We start from the raw sequence: 23202 nt of genomic DNA, 5'->3' as shown, positions 1-23202 counted from the left end.
GTTTGCGTGGCCAGGCGGGCGGCACTTCGCCGGTATGTCGCGTTCGGCAGGGATGTGAGGCGGTGATGGACGTACCGGAAGCAAGCAAGGCCCCAGTCCGACGGCGGCGCATGAAGTGGGTCTGGATGCTGCTGACCGTCAAGGTCTACCTCGCCAGACTCCTGTTCATGATGGCGCTGCTGGGGTTGGGACTGGTCCTCATCAGCGGCGCAATGGAGGAGGGCGCAACGCTCGCCACGCGTGCGCTTTCGCTGGCCGGTGGGCCGTTGGTGTTCGGCCTCTGGGGCTACATCCTGAAGATGGCGCTGCCACCCTTGAAACTGTCGTTTCGACGTCGGGGTTGAGTTCCCTAGAGAAGAAACTGCGTGAGGGAGTTGAACGGCCTTTTTCCCAGGCAATAAAAAAGCCGGCTTGTGGCCGGCTTTTCATGAGTGGTCGGGGCTTACTTTTGGTAGGCCGCAACCGCTAATAATTTCGTTTGCAGATCAGGTGCTTAGCACTGCTGAGGGCGCGCACTGTACCAAATCTGTACCTTGATAGCCATCTTGAACATCTATAAACAGACGTGCTCGGGTAGGACGGCCACAGCAAACGTGGACGCGAAGCTTACCGATTAGATGCTAGTGTGTAAAAGACAGTCTTCTTGAGTGCTGTATGCGTATACAGTATAATTAGCAGGAAAAGTGCTTGACAGAAAGCTAGGGTGGTGCAGAATCCAGCGCCATTTTGTACAACGTTTTGGTAGTGAGGAGGTGCAATGAGCTTCGTTAAATCATTGGCGGCAGCGCAGTACATCCTGAGCCGCTGCCAAGAGACTCGCGACCCGGCTGTAACACCGATGCAGCTCATCAAGCTGGTCTACATTGCTCACGGTGTCATGCTTGGGCGCCATGGCGTGCCTCTGCTTGAGGAAACCGTCGAAGCATGGCGCTATGGTCCCGTCATCCGCTCGGTATACAACTCGGTTCGCGGTTTTAAGAGTGCTCCCGTGACAATGGTGGCTGGTGCTCGTCCCCATCATTTCTCGGATGCAGAACGTGCCGTCATGGACCACGTCGTAAACACCTACGGTCCTCACGATGCAGTGGTTCTTTCCGCTGCCACGCACAAGCCAGGGACTCCTTGGTCGATCACGTGGGAGCGGTTCGGGCAGAACTCGACGATCTCCAATGATCTGATTGAGAACTTTTACCGCCATCTCCTGGCGCAGCCTACCCACTCTTCGCTATAGGGTTCGGCATGGCTGCATTTGAGCCGGATAACTCTCAATACTCTGACGGCCTCGCTCGTAGCGAGGCCGTTGCATTTGAGGCGAACGACGATCTCGACAAGGATGGTAAGAAGCAGGAACACGGCCGCCACCAAAAATTCCGAGATCATGCAAACCTCGCCGCGATCATCCTGCTTTGGGGCATATTGGGGTGCACCATGCTTGGGGTGGCGGTTTTTGTGCTCCACATGATCCTGCCAGCGCAATGTCAGTGGCTGTCTCCGGAGAAGCTGGACAAGCTTCAGACGCTCCTTGGAGCCGCGTTGCTCTCAAGCGCCATGACCGGCTACGTAAACAAGCGCATGTCATAGCCTGGAAGGTGAGGCGCTCATGCGCCCCGTACCTTCAAGCCTTGAGTTTTTCCAGTTCGAGAAAGTCCGAATCCGAGTCGATCCAGCGCGCATACGTATCGAGCAGCACCTGGACGCTATGTCCGAGTTGCTTCGCCACAAACGCCGGAGTCATCCCGGCCATCAAGCAGATAGTGGCGTACGTGTGGCGCGCGGCGTACTGGCGCCGACGCCGAATACCTAGGGCCTTAAGTCCGGTGTTCAAGTGTTCCTTCGGCGTGTTCTCCGACCGGATGAACTCGCTCCTTCCATCCGCCGGCGGGAAGACGAAGGGCGATCCACCCTCCACCTTCAACCGTCGCGCCTCCTCCAGGGCATTCATCGCCCGGTCGTTCAACAGCACATCCCGCGCGTACTTGGTTTTCACCCGCTCGTGGATCTCGCCGTCCACCATCACCCGGCTCACCCGCAGCCGCCTCCTCTCCAGATCCACCGCATCCCAGCGCAACGCCATCATTTCGCACGGCCGCATGCCTGTCCAAAAGGCCAGCTCGAAATAGGTCGCGTAGATCCGCAGCTTCCCCTTCAGGGTGGCGTACAGATGGGCAATTACCTGGTCGGCTTCGGCCTGGCTGTAAGGATCGATCTCCTTTTTCTGCACCTTCACCTTCGGAATGGCGTTAGCCGGGTTGTGCCCGATAACCCCATCGGCCAGCGCCGCCTTGCAAATCCCGCTGAGCGTGTTCACCGCGAAGCGCCGGTCTGTCGTCGACGGCCAGTCGATGTCCTGGACGATCTTGCGCAGCATCAGCGAGCTGATGTCGGGCATAGGCACGGTGGCCAGCTTCGGCATCCAGTAGCTGTTGAGCGCCCGGCGATAGTTGTTGCGGGTGTTCTTCACCAGCTCGCGGCTGTTGAGCCAGAGCTGGGAGAACTCGCCAAACGTAGGCACCAGCTGGTGGAGCACATAGCTGGTGTTGGGGAACAGCTCCAGGTACTTCTCGTCCGTGAGCATCCCCATCCGCTCCAGCTGGACTACTTGATCACGTAGACCAGCTGCCGCTGCGATCCCCTTGGGCGTCTGGGGGTAGGGGAGGGTTTCGCAGCGGCGGACCTTCTTCCAGTTGAAGCGGATGCGGATTCGCTCTCCGACGAGTTCGATGCCGGCGGGGAGATCCAGAGGCCTTCTAGCCATGCGTTGTACCTGCTGATGCTGTAGATGATGCGGCCGTCCAGCTTCCGCCAGACGCCTTCGGGGATGATCTTGCGTTCGCGCTTGCGCTCCAGGGCCTTCTGAGTGGTGCCGACCAGCTCGGCCAGCTTGGCCTCCAGCACCTTGTCCACCGGATACGCGCCCAGTTCTTCGGCGGTTGCAGTCATGCGGCCATCCTCTGATACAGGTCGATGATGTCGGCCGCGTTGGCGGCAATGAGGTCTTCGGCTTCGTCCGGGCAGACGCTGTTTCCGATCAGCTTGATCTGGTCGGTGACCTTGATCTCCTTCCACTCCAAGGCACCGGTCTCCGGGTCCTCGAACAGTCCTCGGTCGATGATGTAGTCCGAGTCGAAGCCCTGAGCGAGCTTCAGCTCCTGCGGCTTGAGCATGCGCAGGGTGAAGTCCACCAGCACGTAGTCGCCCAGCAGCACCAGGTCGACCAGCTGGGGGAAGTGCTCCGGCAGGTACTTGTGCAGGAAGGCGGCGCACTTCCTGGCTTTCTCCAGCAGCTCCGGCGGCAGGTTCAGCGCCGGCACCTGGACCACAGTCACTAGGGCCATCCGATCCTTGGTCGTGGCGGTGCTGGTCGGTTCCGTCAGCGCCCGGGTGTTGCCTCCGGTGCTGAAGTACTTCACCAGGTAGGCGCTGGCCAGGCGCTGGTTGCTCTTCCCGCAGATGGTGCTGGTCGGGTCGTTGGCCGACCGGCCGTCTCCGTTGTAGAAGCCCCCGTTGGCCTGCTCGAAGTGGCACGCAGCGAGTGCGTGATGCCCCGAGTTGGTGGTGATGGCGTTCAGCGGCTGGGGCAGGGCAGTGCCGACGGAACCCTTGCGCAGGGTGACCATGGCGGCCGTTACCAGGGCCTGCTCGCCCCGGTTCGCCCCGGTGATGGTGCGGGTCGGCTCGGTCACTGGATAGCCGCTGCGGTCCCCGTGGTGCGTCAGGTGGGTGAGGTGGGCTGCCGACAGGGCGAAGTGCCCGCCCTTCACCTGGGCGACCTGGGTGCGGAGTGGTTCCAGGGCGTTGAAGGTGCGTTGATTGCTGGCGTTGGCGAACTCGGTCAGGTTCGCGGCGGCCAGCGACTGGTCGCTGAGCGGGATAAAGAACGGGTTGTCGCTCATGACGGTATGCCGCCAGAAGCCCTTGGCCACGCGACGGTTGGTGTTGGCCACCAGGCGCTCGTCGATGATCGACTTGCCCAGATCGCTGAAGTCGATGCACTCGGCCGCTGGCCGCCATGGCAGCTGGCCCTTCTTCGGCTTCTCGTGGCGCTTCGGCTGGGTCCAGATGATCGGGCGTCCATCGGTGCGGCCGACCATGAAGAGGCGCTTGCGGATGGTCGGGGCACCGGCATTGGACGCCCGGCGCTCACGCCACTCCACGTTTGCGCCCAGGCCTCGTACCAGTGCGGCCTCGGGCACCCACTGTCCGATAGCTTCAAGGATCTCGGGCAGGTCCGGGTGGTTCGGGTCGATGCCGGTGGACAGGCAGGCGATGAAGGCCTTGAAGGTGCGGCCGGCCAGCGCCTTGATCGGCTTGCCGTTGTCGTCCAGCGGGCCCCAGTCCTGGAACTCCTCGACATTCTCCAGGAAGAACAGACGCGGCTTGGTGGCATGCACCCAGCGCACGACCACCCACGCCAGCGAACGGACTCGGCGGCTGCGGGGTGCGGCGCCTTTGGCCTTGCTGAAGTGGCGGCAGTCCGGAGATGCCCAGAGGATGCCGACGGGTTGCCCGCCAGTGGCTTCCAGCGGGTCGACCTCGAACACGTCGGTGATGTAGTGCCGGGTATTGGGGTGGTTCGCCCGGTGGACTGCAATGGCAATGGGGTTGTGGTTGATGGCGATGTCCGGGTCACGGTAGACCCGTGCACCCCCGCTGCTGGCACCGCCGGCCCCTGCGAAGAGGTCAACGTACAGCTCATGGACGAAAGGGAGTGCCTGCTGGCTGGCGAGGGCGTGGAGGTGGGGCTGGAAGGCGCTCATGCAGCACCCCCGTGGACGTGGCATGCGACAACCGGCAAGCTCAACTCCTTTACAAGGAGAGGTTTGATTGCATGAGGGGTTCTGAGCTTCGCGAGCGCAGTCTGGGAGCGTTGTGGTGGCTGATGTTTGGAGCGGCCTGCATGTGGCTGCTGGTGGGATCCGTGGCCTACTGGGTTCGCCATGGCTGGTTGCCCAATGATGTGGCGGCTTGGGTTCAAGCCTTTGGGAGCATCGGGGCAATCCTGGCGGCTATTTGGATCAGTCACCGACAGGGTAGAGGTAATGAGCGAGAGCGGCAGCGCCGGGAGTACCACTACATGTTTAAAGCTTTCAACATGTCCGCTTACGCCAGTCATGCTGTCCATGCGATTGCGGGTTGCTTGGAGGCCGATGCTGCAAACCATCACAACGTGCGACTTTACTTTGGGCGTCTGAAGGACGCTTACGCTGAGGTCTGCAAGTTCGCCTACCCGTCCTTTGCCGACCTTGGGTTTGCAGATCACTGGATTGAGCACAAGCGCCGCATGAGTCTTCTGATTGAGGAGGTGGAGCGCCACCTCGCCGGCATTCCGACAGTTGCTGAAGGTGCAAAAAACTTGGCTGAGGTTTGCGATCAGGCCGTTCTCGACATGCAGGCGGCCCTGGAGCGCTATAGCACTACGGTTGGCGATAAGGTGTGGGCGGCTCATCACCCTTGATCTCGGGGTTTTCTGCGTACAGGCAGGGTGCGCATACCCCTCAACAAGCTGCGCGTGCGGGCGAAAAGGGGAGCGGAGCGTTGTCCCCATTTGCGCGGCACGGCGCACGCCTGTTGTGGGGTGTCCGACCCTTGCGCGGGCGCTGGATAGGGTAGGGATGATGCCTGCCGCTGCGCGGCAGAGGCTGTTTATCTCGCCACCCTCGGGCATCTGCTGGCGGCCGGTGGCCACAGCGCAATCCTGGGGCATGTGAGCGAGGCCGCCGCCGCGCTTTCGCGCGGCCGGGGCTTGGGTGCAGTGGGTGGCGAGGGTCATGCGGCAGCCCTCCGCCGGTGAGTGGTGTTCAACAACTCATGGAGCCGGTTGTGGTAGTGGATCGTCGCCTCGGCCGCGCTCCACGGCGTGATCCGGGCTGCGATGGGCTGGGTGCCGGCGAGGCATTCCCACGCGTCACGGTGGGCAGGCATCAGGTCGCGGCGCTCGGTGGCCAGGGCGATCAGGTCGGCGTCGTGGACGCAGGCTGGCAGCTCGGGCTCGATGTGGAAGTGGGCGCAGATGGCGTGCCAGATCCGCAGCTCGATCTGGCGGAACTCCGGCAGCATCTTCTTCAGCGGGCTGGCCATGTCGCCGACGTAGGCCTCGGCCGCATCGTGGAGCAGGGCCTGCAGCTGGTATTCGGCCGGCACCAGGTCCGCGACGATGTACGAGTGCTGGGCAACGCTGTAGTGCTTGGCGGTGTGGCCGTTGAAGCGGCAGAGCTGGCCAAGGCTGTAGGCGATGTCGGCGGGGTCGACCATCTTGGCTTTGGGCTCTAGCAGGTCGAAGCGCTTGCCGCTGCGGGTGAGAATCCAGGTCATGCTGCGGCCTCCTGCAGGATGGCGGCGTGGTTCTGCTCGATCTCCTCGCTCTGCTGCTTGGCCAGCTTGAGCACGTCGCGGATGTGGCTATAGCCGGTCGGATCTGCTGCAAGCTGGAAGTGCATCTGCACGTACTCCTCGCCGTGCCCGTAGACCGTAGCCTCGCGGTCCAGCCACTCGATCAGCTCGGTGTCCGGGTGGACGTGGCCGCTGTCGATGGCGGCCTGCACTTTGGCTGCCAAGGCCGACAGGGCGTCACGGTGGATGGCCGCGCTATTGTTCTTGCTGCTGCCGGAGCGGGCGAACTGCTGGGCAGCGAGGCCGAGCTGGCGGGTGGCCTTGATCAGCGTCTGCTGGTCGTCCCAGGTCAGGGCGTAGGCGCGGGCCTCGGTCAGCTCCTCGCGCAGGGCGCGCTCGACCGCCTTGTGGTCTGAGGTCTCCTGTTCGATGTTGAGGCGTAGGGCTCGCGCCTCACGATTGCGGCTGTCCAGCTGAGCCTCGACATTGAGCAGGTCCTTGCGGAGGTTGCGGCAGAAGGGTTTCCAGTATTTGGTTGCGGTGGTTCGGCCTTGCTCGAACCCAGCGCTTTTGCCCGTCTTCAGGCCGGTGCAGTAGGCAGCCGCGATCAGAGCGGTCATCACGAGCAGGATTACGGCAAGGGCGTAGATCTGTTCGGTGGTCAGTTCCATGGTGTGCTCCTTGGTGTGGTGTTCCGCTGGTGGTGGCAGCGGTGGGTGGATCAGTCTTCCTCGGCTTCCAGTTCCGGCACTTCCGAGCGGTTCAGCGTGCGCACCAAGTCCTCGTCGGCGAGGTTGGCGCGCTGTTCGATGTACGCGGCGAGGTGGTGGATATCGAAGTACGGCGGCGCCTTGGTGCTGGCATCCACGGTGGTGACGGGGATGGGCAGGCGATGGGTGCCGACGATGGCGCGAAAGCGTTTCTCGTTGAGGTTGCGGAACATCCTTGTGCGCACGTCCTCCAGCGGGATCAGCACCGTCCCGAACATGCGAAAGAGCATGTCCACCGTCATGGGGCGGGGCTGGGCGAGGAGGTTGAGGCGCTGCTGGTTGTCGTGTTGAGGGCTCATGCGCGGCGCTCCCTCGGCAGATGGCGCAACGGATTGTCGTTGCGTCTGCGGCGAGGGGAGCGCTGTTCGATGGTCTTGCCGTGCTGCTCCATGTCGCGGCGAAGGGTTGCCAGCACGCGCTCGGCCGATCCTCCGAAGGCGACCCAGCGGGGGCCCTCGGCGCCGACGGTGCGTGCTTCGATGGTTGCGCACAGCTCCAGGCCTTCCAGGTCCGGGCCGAGGCGCAAGTTGGTGCGGTAGGTGAAGCCTTCGCCCAGTTCGCCGGCCAGATGGCCGACAGCGGCGGCGAGCTTCATGTGCTCCAGCTGGAGCGGGGAGGCGCCGTGCAGCTTGGCATCTGCGGCCGTGGCTGCGAGGGTCAGGTGGCTCAGGATGCGCTCCGGGGTTCTCTTGGCCTCGGGTAGCTGCAGCACCTGGAGCAGGGTTTCATCGATCAGTTTGCTGTCCATGGGGTTCTTTCCTACTTGGATGGTTCCAGGCGATCTCCACTTGCTTCTTCACCAGCTCGCGCCACTCCTTCGGCACCTTGTCGAACGCCGCACGGCGTTCGGCCAGGGTGGGCAGGCTCACGATGTGAGCTGCGTAGTGGCGCGGCCAGGGGCCGGAATCACGCGGCATCGCGTGGGTCCGGCTTGAGTGCTGGCATCGGTCGCTCGATGCCGAGTTGCTGTGCTAGCCAGGGGATGCCGGCATCGGTTACGCGGGTGGTGCGCGGGTACTGATGGCCGTGTTTTGGGTCGAACCACTTGCTTTCCCGCGTGACAAGGAACTCTTTGTCGCGGTCTGGGTGGGCAGGCAGGTTGTGGGGAGTGAGCAGTCCTTTCTCTCGCATCCTTTCCATCAGCTTGCGATGGCCGATGCCGAGGCGTTCAGCTGTGTACTTGAGCGTGTTCGCCATGGCAGTCACCTCACGCTGCCTTGGTCTGCGGGCGCCCGGCGGACGCCAGGTGCTCAGCGGACTGCATGACACGCTTGTACAGTTCGGTGTGGTGACCCCGAATCGTGAAGCAGGAGGTGCGCGGCTTGCTCCAGCCGAGCGAGAGGATGGCGGTCAAGCCTGGGGAGTTGTAAGTGCGGTGGAGGGCCACGCGGATGGGGTGTTCCAGACCCACCTCCAGATCCATGGCCCCGCCGTAGCGGACTAGGTGGTGCAACTGCTCGGCTTGCTCGGAGGTGATCAGCGGCTCGGGTTCGTCGACCTGCCGCATGATGCGGGGCGGGGCCGGCTCGGCACTGTCCACGGTGCCGTTGGCGATAGCGTCGATGAAGTCGGCCAGGGTGTGGTGCTTGGTGCGGTCAGCCGCTTCAAGGCTGAGGGTGTGGCGTTCACCGCCCACCAGGACGGTGGCGGAGACGATAGCGCCGCCTTGTTCCACCTTCAGCTTGAAGGGCAGCACCTGGTCGCTGTAGGCAGACCGGGCGTTGTGGTTGAAGGTGCCGTTGAGGCTGAGCTGGCCAGCAAGGCGCACCAGATCCTGATCGCTGAGGGAGAAGCGGCTCATGCTGCGTCCTCCCCGGTGAGGGAGAGGAAGTCCTGCAGCCAGGCGAGCAGGTCTATCAGCTGCTGTCGCCCGTTTTCTTGCTTGGCTTCGCCCTGTAGGTCGCTGCCACGGCCAGTGTAGTAAGCGCTGAAGCGAGCCGTTTCAATCCGCTCCTGCTCCACTTCTGGCAGGTCGAAGTATCCCTGCGGATAGATGTAAACGCTCAGTGAATGGTAGGTCGGCATCAGCGATAGCTGGGGAATCCAATTACCTTGGGTGCCGATCAAGATGCAGGTGCTGACGACCTGCAGGATCAGTTCTTCGCTGGTGGGTTTCATGCTGCATCACCTCCCCAGGGGTTGTGGGAGGTGACAGGCGCAGCGCGCTTCTGCAGCTTGGGCTTGCCGCCATTGATGACGACGAGCAGGCCGGTATCAGCCTGCAGGCGCTCGATCAGCTTGCGGTTTGAGGCGCACGCCGGGTGGACGTGCAGTGTTGCGGTGGTGTGCATGGTTTACCTCGGCTCTGTGGTGGAGAGACGAGGAGAATATAGCTTTGGTTGTTACTCCGCTTCAATAGCTAAGGTTGTAAATTGTTCTGGGCGGTATAGCGAAGGCAAAGAAAACCCCGCAATTGCGGGGTCGGTTGTTTTCAGCGGACCAGGGTTGGGGCTCGGCGATGTCGGACGGTTGACCACCAGAACACCCAGCCAATGATCGTCAGGTTCTGCTCTTCGATCTGGCCTGGGGTGTACTCCTCGTCCGGGTACTCTTCCCTATTGAAGCTGCGCAGCCTGAGCCCTCCGCCGGGTAGGCGATAGAGGAACTTTACGCGCAGCATTCCGTCGTGCTCGATGGCGTAGATCTCGCTGTCGATGACGCTCTTGGTTGCGGTATCAATCCCAATAGTGGAGCCATCCATAATTAGCGGCTCCATGCTGTTGCCCTTTATCGGGGCGCATATGGCTGTCTTGGGGTCCACTCCAGAGGATCGAAGCGTGGCGTAAGAGAAGCGCAGCTTCCTGCCTTCGACTGGTCGTACTGCCGTGCGCCCTGCGCCGGCCGCAATCTCTACTTCCTTGTATAGAGGCAACTCTACTTCGTCCTCTTCCATTGGCGTCGAATCGTCCCAGGGGACAAGTGGCTCAAGAATCAGGGGGCCGCCATCCCGTGGAGCGACAGCTGCGGCCAGTGTGGCTTCGCCGGTACTGAGCCAAGTCGGTGATACGCCCAGAGCCTGGGCAATCTCGACCAGTTTTCGCGTGCTTTGGGATTTCCCGGTGGTGAGCTTGTGGATTGTGTTCTGCGAAACACCCGCTAGCTCAGCGAGCGCTTCTTGGGTGATTTTGCGCTCAGTCATCGCATGCTTCATGCGAGCAGCGAGAGAGTCCAGGTTGTCGGTGGTTAGCTTTTCCATGCCATGAATCCTAAACCCTTGGTTGTAGCGGGGCAAAAAGCCAAAGCGTTGACTTGCAATAGCTAAGGTTGTAATTTTGAGACTCAACCACCACAGAGACGCTAGAAATGGAGACCACCGGACCTTCGACACCTGCCCTGGTGCGGATCTTGGAGATCTGCAACAACAACCAGTCTGAACTGGCCCGCCGGTGCGGCGGCACAGTGAAGCAGGCTCACGTCTGGAAGTGGATTCGATCTGGCCGAGTTCCGGTCGAGCGAGTCCCCGCAGTATCCAGGGCTGTGGGTGGCGCCGTTCTACCCCACGAGATTCGGCCTGACCTTCCCGAAATCTTCCCTATTCCTGGATCAGGAACAGAGCAGGCGACAGCTGCATAGTCGATTAGCCCTCGTCACCACCGGGGGTGGGGTTGCGGGGCAGATCGGCTTCGAGCACACCAAGTACACCAAGCCGAGCTGACCCGCTTCCCCGAACCAGAGCACGGAGGCTCTGGGTTGCCAGCCTCTCCACCACAGAGCAGCTGGCTTTTTCGGCGGGGCGTTCGCGGAGCGAGCGCCTCGCCTACTGGGGAGCAGATGGCCTTTCCACCACAGAGCCGCCATCTGCACATGACCACCTGTAGGTGACCACGCCGCAACTGTAGCAATCAGGTGCGGCGCGGTCACTGGCAGACTTAGGGAGCAACTGCCATGACCCGAGCCCGGATCGGATATGCCGAGCGCGCCAAACGAACGATTCTGACCCTTCCGCAGGCCCTGCATCACGCGGCCCGCGACTATCCCGGTGGCGCCACTGCCATCGCGGCCATTGATGGGGATATCAACCCCACCACCTTCAATCACAAGCTGAGCCTCACCAACACCACGCACACCCCGAACATCCGCGACCTGGAGCTGATCCTTGATGCGACCCGTGACGGTCGCATCATCGAATCGATCCTGTACCCGATTGGCTGGGTCGGTATCGACATTTCTGACCTGCGCGAGACCGACACGCCCAAGGCCTTGCTGAGCGGCATCAGTGAGATGCTGAGGAATGAGGGTGAGCTGACCATGCACCTCAGTGCGAGCCTGGACAACGACGACAGGATCGATGTCGACGAGCTGGCCAAGTTCGAGGCATACGCCGAGCGCCTGGTGCAGGCCGTGTTCAAGCTGGGCGCCGCCGTACGCAAGAAGCACGCGGAGGACAGCACCCATGAGTGACATTGTGGATATGGCCAACGACGCAATGCTGCTCCAGCTGGAGCAGCAGATCGCGGCGCGCCAGCCTGCCCAAGGCGGGGCAGTGGCAGAGGATTGCGAGGATTGCGGGGAAGAGATCCCCGAGGGGCGTCGTCTGGCTCTGGTCGGACGAGGCTGCACTCGCTGCATCGAGTGTCAGGGCCGGCATGACCGGACAAGGGCGGTGATCTATGGCTGATCGTCACGAACTGCTCGACGACGTGCTTGCTCAGCTGCAGGCCGGCGGTTTGGACCCTGACATGCCGTTGATCATCGGCAAGCGTGTGCGCTGCCGTGCCGAGGGCGACAAGGGCAGGACGAAAACCGGCTTCTACGTGGTCTATGAGCATGTGAACGAGGGCCGCACCTTCTACGCCGGGGCGTTTGGCTCGTGGCGCGAAGGTGAGAAGGGTTCATTCCAGAAGCTCAAGCCTGTAGGCGGGCGGATGACCGAGGAGGATCGCAAGGTCATCAAGGCCCGCGTGGAAGCGACCAAGCAGAAGGAAGAGGCGAAGCGCGCCGGCCGGGCAGCCCGGGCGCGCCGCCGTGCTGCGCGGATGTGGGAGACGCTGCCCGAACGTGGGCGCTGTGCGTACTTGGATCGCAAGGCGGTGCCGGCTGTTGGGCTGAAGTTCGGCCGCAAGCCCGACACTGCCCTGGTGCCGATGATCAACGTGCATGATCAGGTAGTCGGCTTGCAGGTGCTGTTCGGCCAGCCGGACGAGGACGGGCTGAGCAAGCGCTTTTGGCCGCCGGGCCTTGACCCGGTCGGGGCCTTCCATCTGCTTGGCCCACACCCGGAGCCGGGTGAGGCGGTGCTGATCTGTGAGGGCTATGCCACGGCGGCCAGCGTGCATTTGGCGACCGGGCTCTGCACCTGCGCAGCCTTCACAGCGGGCAACTTGATGCCGGTAGCCGAGGCGTTGCGCGAGCGCTTCCCCGGTCGGCAGTTCCTGTTCTGCGCCGATGACGACTGGAAGACGACGAATCACAAGCAGGAGCCCTGGAACCCTGGCATTGAGAAGGCCGAGCACGCGGCTGCTGTGGTTGGCGGTCGGGTGGTGTTCCCAGTGTTCAGCGGGGAGCGCGACGACAAGTGGACTGACTTCAACGACTTGCACCTGGCCGAGGGCATGGATGCGGTGCGCCGCCAGGTGATGGCGGTTGTGCGGCCGAGTGCTGACGCGGACTGGCTGGCGGGGTTGCATCGGACGAAACAGGGGGCTCTGCTGCCCCATCCGGCCAATATCTCGCTGATTCTGGAGAACGATGACCGCTGGAAAGGCGTGATCGGTGAGGATGTCTTCGCTGGCCGAACCGTGAAGCGCAGGGCCACGCCTTATGGCGGTCGTGCTGGGGAGTGGTCAGACCTCGACGACACGCGCACGGCCATCTGGTTGGCGGAACAGTACGGGCTGCTGGTGAAGTCGATGGCGGTGCTGGAGGCGGTGGCCGTGGTTGCTCACCAGAACCAGTTCCACCCGGTGCGCGACTATCTGCAGGGCCTGAAGTGGGATGGCAAGCCCCGGCTCAGCACGTGGGTGCGCGATTACCTGGGCGGTGTGCCGCTGGCGGGGAATGATGAGTACCCCGGCGCGGTGGGCATGCGCTATCTGATCTCGGCGGTTGCGCGGGTGATGGTGCCGGGCGCAAAGGCGGACTGCGTGATCATCCTCGAAGGTGAGCAGGGCTTGAATAAGTCGTCGGCGCTCGGGGTGCTGGGCGGTGAGTGGTACATGGACACGCCCATCGACCTGGGCAACAAGGATGCCTATCAGCAGATCCAGGGCATGTGGATCGTCGAGCTGGCCGAGCTGGATGCGCTGAACAAGGTGGAGAGCACCAAGGCCAAGTCGTTCTTCGGTGCCTCCGTCGACACGTTCCGGCCCAGCTACGGGCGGCGCAACATCCGGTTGCCACGTCAATGCGTGTTCGCCGGCACGACGAACCAGGACGAGTACCTGCGCGATCCGACTGGCAACCGGCGCTACTGGCCGGTGCTGTGCATGAAGGTGGATCTGGCTGGGTTGCGAGCGGTGCGGGATCAGCTGCTTGCCGAGGCGCTGCAGCTGTACCTGGCTGGTGAGCCCTGGTGGCCGCAGGATGATGAAAAGGTGATGTTCGAGGCCGAGCAGGACGTGCGCTTCCAGGGTGACTTCTGGGAGCCCCGCATCGTGAGCTACCTGCAGACGAACCCTTGCGAGAGTGTGAGCGGTGACGTTCTGTTGGAGAAGGCGCTGAACATCGAGCCTGGTCATTGGGGGCGGCCTGAGCAGACCCGGCTCGGTCAGATCATGCACCGGCTCAAGTGGCGCAGGCGCCGCCTGGCGCCAGCCGGTCGTGGGGGTGTCCGGCCTTATGCCTACATGCGGCCAGAGAGCTGGAAGAGTCCAGGCCAGATGGCATTGGCGGATCGGGAGCCGGCCCTATGATCGACTATATCGACGAGGCGCTGCGTCTCTGGGCGGCCGAGCTGCATGGGCCGGAACCTGGTGGTGATTTCGGTGGCGGAGGCGGCAGCATGATTGCTACCCTGATTGCCAACAAGGGAGAGCTGATCCGCTGTACGCGGGGCTCACGGGTGTTGTTGGACCGAGCAGCGGAGATCGAGCTGATCGTCAACAAGCATCTACCGGTTAAGGAACACCAGGTTGTGATCGAGCATTACACCAACTACGACAGTCGCGAGTGCCAGAAGTGGGAAGCATGTGGCTGTAGTAGGCCCCAGTACTACCGAAGGCTTCACGACGCGCACGTGTCGATAGAGGACCAGCTGATCAGGAGGCGCGCCGCATGAGGCGCGCTTTTCGTTTGTACCCCACCTGCCATACGTTGATTCGTATGTGGGGCAGCGCGAAAGGCGCGGCATTGCTGGTTGCGTCCAACCTCCCCACCTTTCCCAAGGGCACGTATGTGCAGACGTGGCGCGTGTCTACACGCGCAAGCGTGTGCGCGCTCCCACAAGATAGATATTTTTACTTTTAGGTGGGGAGGTGGGGAACAGTCAGTAAGGATGCGGGGTGTAGCGGTGTCCAACCTGATAGAGCAGTGGGGCAAGTGGGGAATGCGCCTGCGGCGCAAATAGCCAGCGGTAACTTATTAGGTACGCATTGGGTACGCATTGCGGGCACATTAGGTACACATTGCGCCTATGGCAGTTCCTCCCCCTAGCTGCCATGAGAATCAGGGGGTATAAAGTCGCTAACTTCGTAGAGGTGCGCGAGCAGCAAGCCTCCCCCAAAACCCCGGCCACCGCGCCGGGGTTTTCGTTTCCGTCTCCCTGGTGCTGTGGGGTTCCCCGCCCTGGTCAGCAGCACCTGCCGCCGCAAGGCGGCACCTATCACGCTGGTCGGCTGAACGTCGGCCCTTCGCCCGCAAGGCAGCGGGCTTTTTCTTCGAGGTGATGCGATGACGCAGGAGCAACAGCAGGCAATGGCCGAGCTGCCCATCTGGGCGTTCCTGGTCATCGCGGTGGTCGCGGGATTCAGCGGCGAGATGTGGCGGGCCGACAAGGCTGGCCTGCGCGGCATGGCCCTGTTCTACCGCGTGATCCTGCGGGCCGGCGCCTCGGTAGCGTTCGGCTTGGCCGCTGGCCTGATCGCCTGGGCATCCGGCGCTCACCTGCTGGTGGCTGCCGCGATCATGTGCGTGATCGCCACCCTCGGCGCCGACGTGGCCAGCGCGCTGTTCGAGCGCTGGCTGGCCAAGCGGGCGGGAGTGGCCGAGGTCTCGGCTCCGACCCAGCAGGGTGAGGGCTGATGCCTATCGCGCCCAGGTCGGTCTGTTCGTTTTCGGGATGCTTCCGGTTGGCGAACCCTGGCAAGTCTCGGTGTGCTGAGCACCATGCTGAGTGGGAAGAGCGCCGCGCAGAGCAGCAGAAACTGGCACACCGTGAGTACAACAAGCGCCGGCCAGCATCGGACAAGTTCTACTGGACCAACACCTGGAAGAAGAAGTCCGAGGAGTACAGGGCTCGGCATCCACTGTGCGAGGAGTGCGAGCAGATCGGGTTGGTTGAGCAATCCCAACTGGTCGACCACATTATCCCGTATCGGGAGCGGCCTGACCTTGGTTTGGTCGATGAGAACCTGCGTGCTCTGTGCTGGCCATGCCACAACCGAATCGGGGAGAAGGTCCGTGAGAAGTACGGCGGAACGGCAGAGCGGGTTGACGCTCCACCTGCTCGGTGGCCTCGGATCGGATGACGCTTCGGACCCGGCTGGCGCGTTGGTCGAGGGGGTAGGGGGTACTCAATCCTTCGGCGTCCGCTCCTCCCGAACGACGGGGGGATCGCTGTTTCTCCCCACGGCGGAATTTCAGATAGGGGGGGGGGTCAAACTGGACCCCATGAGGAGCCCATGAGCACGAACCCACCGATTCAAGTGGTCAGCTCGGGCAGCGAGGATGCGCTGGCCCCGTCGAAGGCGGAGGTGGCCTCGCCGGATTGCCCGATTGCATTTTCTCCAGAGGAGCAACAGGTGTGGGACTACATCTGCGACCAGCTCCGCAAGGCTGGCCTGCTGCACATGACGGCAGGCATCGCCATCTCCGTGATCGTCAAGAAGTACCGCCGCTGGCTGACCGCCATCGAGGACCTGGACAAGTTCCTGGACGAGAGCGGCGGCTCGATCATGGTCAAAACCCCGAACGGCTATGAGCAACCGCACCAGTTGGTGCACTACGTCGACAAGCAGGAAAAGGAGCTGCTCCGATGGCTTCCGTCCTGCTGTCTGACAATCCCGACCTTCGCGAAGGTCAAGGCGCTGGAAAAAGGCGCCGAGCAAGGCGACCTCTTCCTCGACGAGATCCGAAGCTTTATGCAGGGGCGACCAAGCTAATCCCCAAGGAGCAGTACCCTTGGGACGCCTACGGCGTCGACGTGTTGCGCGGCAAGATCACCGTGGGGCGTTACACCTTCCTGGCGGTGAAGCGGCATTACACCGACCTGAAGAAGGCGCAAAGGCGCGGGCTGTGGTTCGACGCGGCCCGTGCTGCTTACATCATCGACTTTTTCCCTCGGTTCCTCCGCCACATTCGTGGCGAGCTGACGGGCCAGCCGATCACGTTGGAGCCCTGGCAGATGTTCTGGCTGGCCGTCCAGTTCGGCTGGCGCCGGGCGGATGGCACCCGTCGGTTCCGTCAGTGGTATGAGGAGGTCGCCCGCAAAAACGGTAAGAGCACCAAGCTCAGCGGCATTGGCCTGCACTTGGCGGCCTTCGATGGCGAACCGGGTGCCAAGGTCTACACGGCCGCGACCAAGCTGGAGCAGGCCAAGATCACGCACGGCGACGCCGAGCTGATGCGCGAGTTCTCGCCAGCCCTGAAACGGCTGTTCAAGAACCACCGCAACCGCCTGTTCGTGCAGGGCACCGCCAACGAGTTCGTCCCCTTGGGCGCCGACGCCAAGACCCTGGACGGCCTTGACCCTCACGGCGCCATTGTCGACGAACTGCATGCGCACAGGACCCGCGAGCTGTGGGACGTGCTTGTGTCGGCGATGGGCGCGCGGCGTGAGCCGATGCTCACCGCGATCACCACCGCTGGCTTCAACCAGCAGGGAATTTGCTTCGAGCAGCGGCAGATCCTCGTCGACATCCTCGAAGGTCGCGCCGCCAACGATAGCGTGGGTGGCGTGATCTACACCCTGGACGAGGGCGACGACTGGACCGACGAACGCCTCTGGATCAAGGCTAACCCGAACCTGGGCATCTCCGTCCGGCTGGCCTACCTGAGGGACCAGGTCCAGCTCGCCAAGCAGGTGATTGCTCAGCAGGTCAACGTGCTGACCAAGCATTTCAACGTTTGGTGCAAGCAGGACGACCGCTGGCTGGATGTGGTCGAGATCTGGGACCCCTGCAATCCGGCTTTCGATATCGACAAGTTGAATGGCCGGGTCTGCTATGGCGGGCTGGACCTCTCGACGGAAACCGACCTCACGGCCTTTGTGCTGGTGTTTGAGCCGACCCCTGAAGACCCGCACGTCTACGTCGTGCCGTACTTCTTCGTGCCGGCCGACAACATCGAGAAGCGCGCCAAGGTCGACCGGGTGCCTTATCCGAAGTGGGCGGCAGAGGGGTTCCTGCAGGCTACTCCGGGAAACGTTGTCGATTACGAGCGTGTGCGTGCCGTGATCAACGAATGTGCCGAGCGCTTCGAGTTGAAGGAAGTCGGCTACGACCCTTGGAACGCCTCGCACCTGGTGACTCAGCTGACCAGCGACGGCCGGGTGATGGTCAAGATCGGGCAGAACCTGGGCAACCTCAGCGCGCCGACCAAGCGCCTGGAGGGCCTACTGCTGAGCAAACTACTGCAACACGGCGGTCACCCGGTGCTGCGCTGGTGCGCCGAGAACGTCGCGCTCCTGCGCGACAGTAACGGCAACTACCGGCCCCACAAGGGCAAGAGTCGCGAGCGCATTGACGGCATCGCGGCACTGCTCAACGCCCTTAACCGCTTCATGGGCGCCATCGCCGAAGAGCCAGAAGGCGTCAACGCCGCCTACGCAACAGGAGGCATCAGAACAACGTGAAATGGCTCAAGAGCTGGAATCCGCTGCGGCGGAAAAGCGCCGACCAGATGGGTTCGCGCGAGCTACTGGAAATGATCGCGGCCGGCGCTACGGCGGTCTCTGGCGTCAGTATCAACGCCACCACCGCCTTGCGCTATGCGGCCTTTTTCGCCTGCCTCAAGGTGCTGTCAGAGGATGTCGGCAAGCTGCCGGTGAAGCTCTACAAGGAGCGCCCCACCCGTGGCTCTGACGTGGCGCGTAGTCACAAGGTGCATCGGCTGATCAGCCGACGCCCGAATGACTACATGACCGCGTCTGAGTTCTGGGAGATGTGCACCGCCCACATGATCCTCCGGGGCAACTTCTATGCCTGGAAGAACGTGGTCAACGGGGAAGTGGTCGAGCTGCTGCCGCTTAGCCCGACGGCGGTTAAACCGAAGCTGCGCGAAGACTGGACCCTGGTCTATGACGTGACCTTCGCCAACGGCAAGCGGAATATCCTCGGCCAGGACGAGATCTTCCACGTCCGGGCGATGAGTCTGGACGGTATCAAGGGAGTCGGCGCCCTGGAGTATGCCCGCGAGTGTCTGGGGCTCGGCATCGCCGCCGAGCGCCACGGCGCCAAGCTGTTTGTGAACGGGGCCAACCCGGGCGGCGCCCTGCAGACTGACCAGATACTGACCGACGAAGTGTTCAACCGTGTCAGGGATACCTGGAACGAGAAGCACCAGGGCCTGGATAACTCCCACAAGGTGGCGATTCTTGAGGGTGGCCTGAAGTGGGTGTCGGTCACTATGACCAACACCGACGCCCAGTGGCTGGAGAACCGCAAGCACACCGACAACCAGATCTGCGGGATGGTGAGGGTGCCGCCCCACAAGATCGCGATCCTCGACCGCTCGACGAACAACAACATCGAACACCAAGGGCTCGAGTACGTCACCGACGCCCTGCTGCCGATCGTCAATCGGATCGAGAACCGTATCCGCGTGAGCCTGCTGAACGAGCAGGACGAGGAAAACCATTACGCCAAGTTCAACGTCACCGCGCTGCTGCGTGGCGACATGAACGCGCGCCGGCAGTTCTACAAGGACATGGTCTTCATCGGTGCCTTTAGCCCCAACGACGTGCTGGAGCTGGAGGACCGCAACCCTCGCGAAGGCGGGGACATCTACCTCACCCCCTCGAACATGAACATCAATGGACGGCCCGCCGATGAAGATCAAAAACGCGACCGGTAACAAGCAGCTCGCCGCGCACTTCAAGGTGAAGTCGGTGGGCGAGGACGGCACCTTCGCCGGGTATGGCTCGGTCTTCGACATGGTCGACAGCTACTCCGACGTGGTGCATCGCGGCGCTTTCCGCGAATCGCTCAACGAATGGGCGAAGAAGGGCGGTCTGCCCGCCATGCTCTGGCAGCACAAGTTCGACGAACCGCTGGGCGTGTACACCAAGATGGAGGAGGACGATCACGGCCTCTACCTGGAGGGCCGCCTGCTGATCGAGGACGACCCCCTGGCCAAGCGCGCCTATGCACACCTGAAGGCGGGCAGCCTGACTGGCCTGTCCATCGGCTACAGCATCCCGCCCGGCGGAGCCGAGTGGGACAACGGCAGCGGCGTGTTCCGCTTGAAGAAAGTAGATCTGTGGGAAGTGTCCCTTGTGACCTTCCCTGCCAACGACGCGGCCCGTGTGGAGACGGTCAAGCACGCCCTCCAGGGGCCGCGTCAATTCGAGAAGTTCCTGCGTGACGCCGGCCTTTCTCGCAGCGAAGCCAAGGCCCTGATGGCTGAAGGCTACAAGGGCATCAACCAGCGTGACGCTGGCGTGGGTGGCCTGCTCGACGACATCAACCAACTTACTGCACTCCTGCGAGGCTGATCCCTATGCAACAGACCCCCATTGCCCAGGCCGTAACCAAGGCCAGCGTCCCGAGCCTGCGCTCCATGCACCGTCGCAACGATGGCGGCGACAGCGTTGCCGAGCTGCGCACCGGCATCAAACAGCTCGGTGAAGCGTTCCACGAGTTCAAGAAGTCCAACGACGAGCGTCTGGAAAAGCTCTCGAAAGGCCAGGGTGACCCCTTGTTGGAAGGCAAGGTTGATGAGCTGAACAAGAAGCTCAGCGACCTGGAAGCCTTCAAAAAGAACACCGAGGAAACCCTTAAGAAGAAGAACCGAATCGGCCGCTCGGATGCCGATGACGCCGACGTCGAGGAACACAAGAAGGCCTTCGACGGCTACCTGCGCAAAGGCCGCGAGGACGGCCTGCGCGATCTGGAAGTCAAGGCCATCAACCTCGGTACCGGCGAGGACGGCGGTTTCGCCGTGCCGGAGGAACTGGACCGCAATATTGCCCAGCTGGAGCGCGATCTCAGCGTCATGCGCACCCTGGCCAACGTGATCAGCGTCGGCTCCGAGGAGTACAAGCGCCTGGTGAACACCGGCGGCGCAGCCTCCGGTTGGGTAGGGGAGACCGACGCTCGCCCCGAAACGGCCGCCCCGAAGCTGGCCCAGATCGCGCCGTTCTTCGGTGAGATCTACGCCAACCCTGCGGTCACTCAGAAGGCGCTGGACGACATCTTCTTTGATGTCGAGGCCTGGCTGGCGGACGAGCTTTCCTGGGAGTTCGACGAGCAGGAAGGCGGCTCTTTCATCACCGGAAACGGCACCAACAAACCCAAGGGTTTCCTGGCCTATGCCAACTCGGCGGTTACCGACAAGGTCGGCACCCGCCCGTTCGGCACCCTGCAGTTCGTTACCTCCGGCGCGGCTGCGGCGCTGAGCAACCCGGATCGCCTGATCGACCTGATCCACAGCCTGAAGCGCGGTTACCGCCGCAACGCAGTCTTCCTCGGCAATGGCCTGACCCTGGCCGCCCTGCGCAAGCTGAAGGACAACGAGGGCAACTACCTCTGGCGTCCGGGGCTGGAGGCCGGCGAGCCGGGCATCCTGCTGGGCTATCGCTACGAGGAAGACGAGGCGATGCCGGACATCGCGGCCGACTCGATCCCGTTGGCCTTCGGTGACTTCAAGCGCGGCTACACGATTGCCGACGTGCGCGGTACCCGCGTCCTGCGCGACCCGTTCACCAACAAGCCGTTCGTACACTTCTACACCACCAAGCGTGTCGGTGGTGGTGTGATGGACAGCTTGGCTATCAAGTTGCTCAAGATCGCCGCCTAAGCGGTTCCATTCATCCAGAGGCCCACTTCGTTGGGCCTCTGTCGTTAGGAGGTATGGACCATGCCCGTGGTCAAGCTGATCGACCTGTTCAAGTTCTCCCCGGATGGCATCCAGGTGAAGGACTACGAACCCGGCGAGCACGACCTGGACGGCCGCGCGCTGGAGGTGGCCGAGTCGTTGGGGATCATCGACGACAGCGAGGCTCGTGCCGCTGCCGCCGCTGCCAAGAAGGCCGAGGAGGACGCCGCTGCCGCCGCTGCTGCCAAGAAAGCCGAGGAGGACGCCGCTGCCGCCGCTGCTGCCAAGAAGGCCGAGGAGGACGCCGCTGCCGCCGCTGCTGCCAAGAAAGCCGAGGAGGACGCCGCTGCCGCCGCTGCTGCCAAGAAGGCTGAGGAAGAAGCCGCTGCTGCCACTGCCAAGAAGGCCGAGGAAGACGCCGCCGCCCCGAAGGGGGAGAAAGCAGGTAAGAAGTGATGATCGACCCGATCACCGTCAAGGCGCATCTGCGGGTGCGCCACTCTCACGAGGACGACTACATCCAGGTGCTGGTCGATGCCGCCGCCCAGGCGTTCAACGATCAGACCAACCGGGTGCTGGTTGATCCTGAAGTCCCACTACCGGACCCGGTCGGCAATGCCCTCCACCCCACCAAGGCCATTCAGCAGGGCATGCTCCTGCTGGTCGGTCATTGGTACGTGAACCGGGAGGACGTTGTGATCGGCACCATTGCCACCGCGCTGCCCAAGGCAACTGAGTTTCTTTGGCGGCCCTACCGTTGGATGAATGTCGGATGAGAGCCGGACGCCTGGAAACGCCTGCTGATCTCCTGGCCCTTGGGCCGGACCTGCAGGCGCAATACCTCGACTGGTTGTGGGTGGGCATCCGCGCCAAGGATGCGGTAGACGCGCCCTTGGCCGCTGGATTGCGTAGCCCGGCCAAGGTGGAAGTACGTGCCTGGTGGGATGAGCGGCTGCTCCAGGGCCGCTACCTGCGCACCGAGGGCCGGCTACTGATTCTCGATGGCGTGCGTGACGTTATCGGCCAGCAGGCCGAAGTGGTCATGACCGCCACCGAACTGATGGGGGAGCCCGGCGAGTATCGCCCCGATGACGGATCGCCCAGGCCGGCGCGGATCTTCCTGCGTCACATCTCGCCCTTCGTGGACGAGAACGACCGTCTCACCGACTACCGCCTGCAGGCCGAGGTCGCTCTGGTCGAGACTGGCCGGGTTCAGCTCGGTGAGCAGTTGGTGATCGGCGGCTGTGTGTACAACGTCATCGGCTACGTCGATGGCAGCGACGACGGCGTGGTGCGCAGTCTCTGGCTGGAGGCGCAATGAGGGTTCAGATCGGGCTGGAGGGCGTGAAACTTGCCAAGGCGCGGCTGGATGCTGTGGGCAAATCGGTCGACCCGATCCTGCGCGGTACGTTGAACACGACGGTGCGCTGGGCGCGGCGGGGCATCTACCTCAAGGAACTGCGGTCGGTGTTCCCGCAGCGTTCCTGGTTGAATAAGAAACTGAAAATCAAACTGGCGGGCACCCGGCGCCTTAATGCCCGGATCATCCCCTCCGGCTCGGGCATCGAGGTGCGCAGCCGTAGGGGCTGGGGTTACCGGGAGTTGTCCGGCACCCGTGCGCGAATCTACGTGCCGGATGTTGATGGCGGTCGAAAGCTTGCCGCCGGCTTCGTGAACCCTGGCAGCAAGAAGAAGGAGCCACTGAGCACCCGCTCGGAGCGGGCCCGCAACCTGAAGAAGCCGCCCAAGCACGACCAGCGCAAGACCTACCGCTACGGCTATCACAGCCCGCAGCCGGCGCTGGGGCCATCGGTGGCGTACTACTTCAAGCGCCTGACCACCCTGAAGCGCGTGCGAATGATCAACACCTACGCGCAGCAGGATTTCGAGAAGCGGGTGCGCCAGGCCGAGCAGAAGGCCATCGCGAAACGCTGATCCTGCACCGTTCAACCCGGCCCGCTCTGCGGGCCTT

At 62.9% G+C, this 23202-nt stretch carries 33 protein-coding genes; 20 read left to right on the top strand and 13 right to left on the bottom strand.

What is annotated here, in order from left to right:
- The first annotated feature begins 125 nt into the window (after positions 1-125).
- From D6Z43_RS16415 to D6Z43_RS16405, 3 genes are all read left to right on the top strand, one after another.
- The gene (locus D6Z43_RS16415) at positions 126-344 is read left to right on the top strand and encodes a hypothetical protein (RefSeq protein ID WP_153919656.1); all 219 of its coding nucleotides are present in this window, start codon (positions 126-128) and stop codon (positions 342-344) included.
- Positions 345-757: 413 nt separating this feature from the next.
- Positions 758-1231 carry a Panacea domain-containing protein gene (locus D6Z43_RS16410; RefSeq protein WP_120653206.1) on the top strand — a complete coding sequence of 158 codons (474 nt, stop codon included), beginning with the start codon at positions 758-760 and terminating at the stop codon, positions 1229-1231.
- A gap of 8 nt (positions 1232-1239) precedes the next feature.
- Positions 1240-1581, top strand: a complete 342-nt coding sequence (locus D6Z43_RS16405) for a hypothetical protein (RefSeq protein ID WP_120653205.1) — start codon at positions 1240-1242, stop codon at positions 1579-1581.
- Positions 1582-1615: 34 nt separating this feature from the next.
- Here D6Z43_RS16405 and D6Z43_RS16400 read toward each other — a convergent pair whose 3' ends face one another.
- Genes D6Z43_RS16400 through D6Z43_RS16395 form a run of 3 tightly spaced genes read right to left on the bottom strand, consistent with a single transcriptional unit; the run spans position 1616 to position 4757 of the window.
- A complete protein-coding gene (locus D6Z43_RS16400; protein ID WP_371924226.1) occupies positions 1616-2575 on the bottom strand; it encodes a tyrosine-type recombinase/integrase in 960 nt (319 codons plus the stop codon).
- 20 nt (positions 2576-2595) lie between these two features.
- Positions 2596-2940: a hypothetical protein gene (locus tag D6Z43_RS28395; RefSeq protein WP_256660871.1), complete on the bottom strand. Its 345-nt coding sequence runs from the start codon at positions 2938-2940 to the stop codon at positions 2596-2598.
- Entirely contained in the window at positions 2937-4757 is a 1821-nt protein-coding gene (locus D6Z43_RS16395) for a DNA cytosine methyltransferase (protein WP_120653203.1), read from the bottom strand. Before D6Z43_RS16395 ends, D6Z43_RS28395 begins: the two co-directional genes overlap by 4 nt.
- 140 nt (positions 4758-4897) lie before the next feature.
- On the opposite strand from D6Z43_RS16395, the gene D6Z43_RS16390 reads away from it, so the two are divergent.
- Positions 4898-5455, top strand: a complete 558-nt coding sequence (locus D6Z43_RS16390; RefSeq protein WP_162945851.1) for a hypothetical protein — start codon at positions 4898-4900, stop codon at positions 5453-5455.
- Positions 5456-5766: 311 nt separating this feature from the next.
- On the opposite strand, the gene D6Z43_RS16385 is transcribed toward D6Z43_RS16390, so the two are convergent.
- From D6Z43_RS16385 to D6Z43_RS16345, 10 genes are all read right to left on the bottom strand, one after another.
- Complete coding sequence (locus D6Z43_RS16385; protein ID WP_120653201.1) at positions 5767-6312, bottom strand: phosphohydrolase; 546 nt, start codon at positions 6310-6312, stop codon at positions 5767-5769.
- A complete protein-coding gene (locus D6Z43_RS16380; RefSeq protein ID WP_120653200.1) occupies positions 6309-7001 on the bottom strand; it encodes a hypothetical protein in 693 nt (230 codons plus the stop codon). The genes D6Z43_RS16385 and D6Z43_RS16380 overlap by 4 nt, the downstream gene beginning before the upstream one ends.
- A gap of 50 nt (positions 7002-7051) precedes the next feature.
- Entirely contained in the window at positions 7052-7399 is a 348-nt protein-coding gene (locus D6Z43_RS16375; protein ID WP_120653199.1) for a pyocin activator PrtN family protein, read from the bottom strand.
- The gene (locus tag D6Z43_RS16370) at positions 7396-7848 is read right to left on the bottom strand and encodes a hypothetical protein (RefSeq protein ID WP_120653198.1); all 453 of its coding nucleotides are present in this window, start codon (positions 7846-7848) and stop codon (positions 7396-7398) included. Before D6Z43_RS16370 ends, D6Z43_RS16375 begins: the two co-directional genes overlap by 4 nt.
- Positions 7826-8017 carry a hypothetical protein gene (locus D6Z43_RS16365; protein ID WP_120653197.1) on the bottom strand — a complete coding sequence of 64 codons (192 nt, stop codon included), beginning with the start codon at positions 8015-8017 and terminating at the stop codon, positions 7826-7828. Before D6Z43_RS16365 ends, D6Z43_RS16370 begins: the two co-directional genes overlap by 23 nt.
- On the bottom strand, positions 8007-8297 hold the full coding sequence (locus D6Z43_RS16360) for a phage antirepressor KilAC domain-containing protein (RefSeq protein ID WP_120655288.1): 291 nt from the start codon (positions 8295-8297) through the stop codon (positions 8007-8009). The genes D6Z43_RS16365 and D6Z43_RS16360 overlap by 11 nt, the downstream gene beginning before the upstream one ends.
- 10 nt (positions 8298-8307) lie before the next feature.
- Complete coding sequence (locus D6Z43_RS16355; RefSeq protein WP_120653196.1) at positions 8308-8901, bottom strand: hypothetical protein; 594 nt, start codon at positions 8899-8901, stop codon at positions 8308-8310.
- Positions 8898-9218: a hypothetical protein gene (locus tag D6Z43_RS16350; RefSeq protein WP_120653195.1), complete on the bottom strand. Its 321-nt coding sequence runs from the start codon at positions 9216-9218 to the stop codon at positions 8898-8900. Before D6Z43_RS16350 ends, D6Z43_RS16355 begins: the two co-directional genes overlap by 4 nt.
- Complete coding sequence (locus tag D6Z43_RS27950) at positions 9215-9391, bottom strand: hypothetical protein (RefSeq protein ID WP_162945850.1); 177 nt, start codon at positions 9389-9391, stop codon at positions 9215-9217. Before D6Z43_RS27950 ends, D6Z43_RS16350 begins: the two co-directional genes overlap by 4 nt.
- 140 nt (positions 9392-9531) lie before the next feature.
- The gene (locus D6Z43_RS16345; protein ID WP_120653194.1) at positions 9532-10296 is read right to left on the bottom strand and encodes a helix-turn-helix transcriptional regulator; all 765 of its coding nucleotides are present in this window, start codon (positions 10294-10296) and stop codon (positions 9532-9534) included.
- Positions 10297-10403: 107 nt separating this feature from the next.
- Between D6Z43_RS16345 and D6Z43_RS28805 the strand changes: the two genes are divergently transcribed.
- The 16 genes from D6Z43_RS28805 (at position 10404) to D6Z43_RS16265 (ending at position 23165) form a co-directional block, all read left to right on the top strand.
- Positions 10404-10673, top strand: coding sequence for a YdaS family helix-turn-helix protein (locus D6Z43_RS28805; protein ID WP_120653193.1), 270 nt, complete (start codon positions 10404-10406; stop codon positions 10671-10673).
- A 312-nt stretch (positions 10674-10985) separates the two neighbouring features.
- Positions 10986-11501, top strand: coding sequence for a phage regulatory CII family protein (locus D6Z43_RS16335; protein WP_120653192.1), 516 nt, complete (start codon positions 10986-10988; stop codon positions 11499-11501).
- Positions 11494-11718, top strand: coding sequence for a TraR/DksA C4-type zinc finger protein (locus D6Z43_RS16330; RefSeq protein ID WP_120653191.1), 225 nt, complete (start codon positions 11494-11496; stop codon positions 11716-11718). The genes D6Z43_RS16335 and D6Z43_RS16330 overlap by 8 nt, the downstream gene beginning before the upstream one ends.
- Positions 11711-13951 carry a VapE domain-containing protein gene (locus D6Z43_RS16325; RefSeq protein ID WP_256660870.1) on the top strand — a complete coding sequence of 747 codons (2241 nt, stop codon included), beginning with the start codon at positions 11711-11713 and terminating at the stop codon, positions 13949-13951. The genes D6Z43_RS16330 and D6Z43_RS16325 overlap by 8 nt, the downstream gene beginning before the upstream one ends.
- Positions 13948-14316 carry a hypothetical protein gene (locus D6Z43_RS16320; protein ID WP_120653190.1) on the top strand — a complete coding sequence of 123 codons (369 nt, stop codon included), beginning with the start codon at positions 13948-13950 and terminating at the stop codon, positions 14314-14316. The genes D6Z43_RS16325 and D6Z43_RS16320 overlap by 4 nt, the downstream gene beginning before the upstream one ends.
- Before the next feature lie 611 nt (positions 14317-14927).
- On the top strand, positions 14928-15278 hold the full coding sequence (locus D6Z43_RS16315) for a phage holin family protein (RefSeq protein WP_120653189.1): 351 nt from the start codon (positions 14928-14930) through the stop codon (positions 15276-15278).
- A complete protein-coding gene (locus tag D6Z43_RS28800) occupies positions 15278-15724 on the top strand; it encodes an HNH endonuclease signature motif containing protein (RefSeq protein ID WP_120653188.1) in 447 nt (148 codons plus the stop codon). Before D6Z43_RS16315 ends, D6Z43_RS28800 begins: the two co-directional genes overlap by 1 nt.
- A gap of 153 nt (positions 15725-15877) precedes the next feature.
- A complete protein-coding gene (locus D6Z43_RS16305) occupies positions 15878-16357 on the top strand; it encodes a P27 family phage terminase small subunit (protein WP_120653187.1) in 480 nt (159 codons plus the stop codon).
- Between the two features lie 41 nt (positions 16358-16398).
- Positions 16399-18048, top strand: coding sequence for a terminase large subunit (locus D6Z43_RS16300; protein ID WP_162945849.1), 1650 nt, complete (start codon positions 16399-16401; stop codon positions 18046-18048).
- A complete protein-coding gene (locus D6Z43_RS16295; RefSeq protein WP_120653185.1) occupies positions 18045-19268 on the top strand; it encodes a phage portal protein in 1224 nt (407 codons plus the stop codon). Before D6Z43_RS16300 ends, D6Z43_RS16295 begins: the two co-directional genes overlap by 4 nt.
- Complete coding sequence (locus D6Z43_RS16290; RefSeq protein ID WP_120655286.1) at positions 19243-19908, top strand: HK97 family phage prohead protease; 666 nt, start codon at positions 19243-19245, stop codon at positions 19906-19908. Before D6Z43_RS16295 ends, D6Z43_RS16290 begins: the two co-directional genes overlap by 26 nt.
- Before the next feature lie 5 nt (positions 19909-19913).
- Positions 19914-21212 carry a phage major capsid protein gene (locus D6Z43_RS16285; RefSeq protein WP_256660869.1) on the top strand — a complete coding sequence of 433 codons (1299 nt, stop codon included), beginning with the start codon at positions 19914-19916 and terminating at the stop codon, positions 21210-21212.
- A 60-nt stretch (positions 21213-21272) separates the two neighbouring features.
- The gene (locus tag D6Z43_RS28115) at positions 21273-21686 is read left to right on the top strand and encodes a hypothetical protein (protein WP_178083605.1); all 414 of its coding nucleotides are present in this window, start codon (positions 21273-21275) and stop codon (positions 21684-21686) included.
- Positions 21686-22006 (top strand): head-tail connector protein, encoded by a 321-nt coding sequence (locus tag D6Z43_RS16275; protein WP_120653184.1) that lies wholly within the window; start codon positions 21686-21688, stop codon positions 22004-22006. Before D6Z43_RS28115 ends, D6Z43_RS16275 begins: the two co-directional genes overlap by 1 nt.
- Positions 22003-22551 carry a hypothetical protein gene (locus tag D6Z43_RS16270; RefSeq protein WP_120653183.1) on the top strand — a complete coding sequence of 183 codons (549 nt, stop codon included), beginning with the start codon at positions 22003-22005 and terminating at the stop codon, positions 22549-22551. Before D6Z43_RS16275 ends, D6Z43_RS16270 begins: the two co-directional genes overlap by 4 nt.
- Positions 22548-23165, top strand: coding sequence for a hypothetical protein (locus tag D6Z43_RS16265; protein WP_120653182.1), 618 nt, complete (start codon positions 22548-22550; stop codon positions 23163-23165). Before D6Z43_RS16270 ends, D6Z43_RS16265 begins: the two co-directional genes overlap by 4 nt.
- Positions 23166-23202 lie beyond the last annotated feature (37 nt).

The organism is Pseudomonas sp. DY-1 (assembly GCF_003626975.1).
Taxonomy (GTDB): Bacteria; Pseudomonadota; Gammaproteobacteria; order Pseudomonadales; family Pseudomonadaceae; genus Metapseudomonas.
This window is presented reverse-complemented; position numbering and strand designations above follow the sequence as displayed.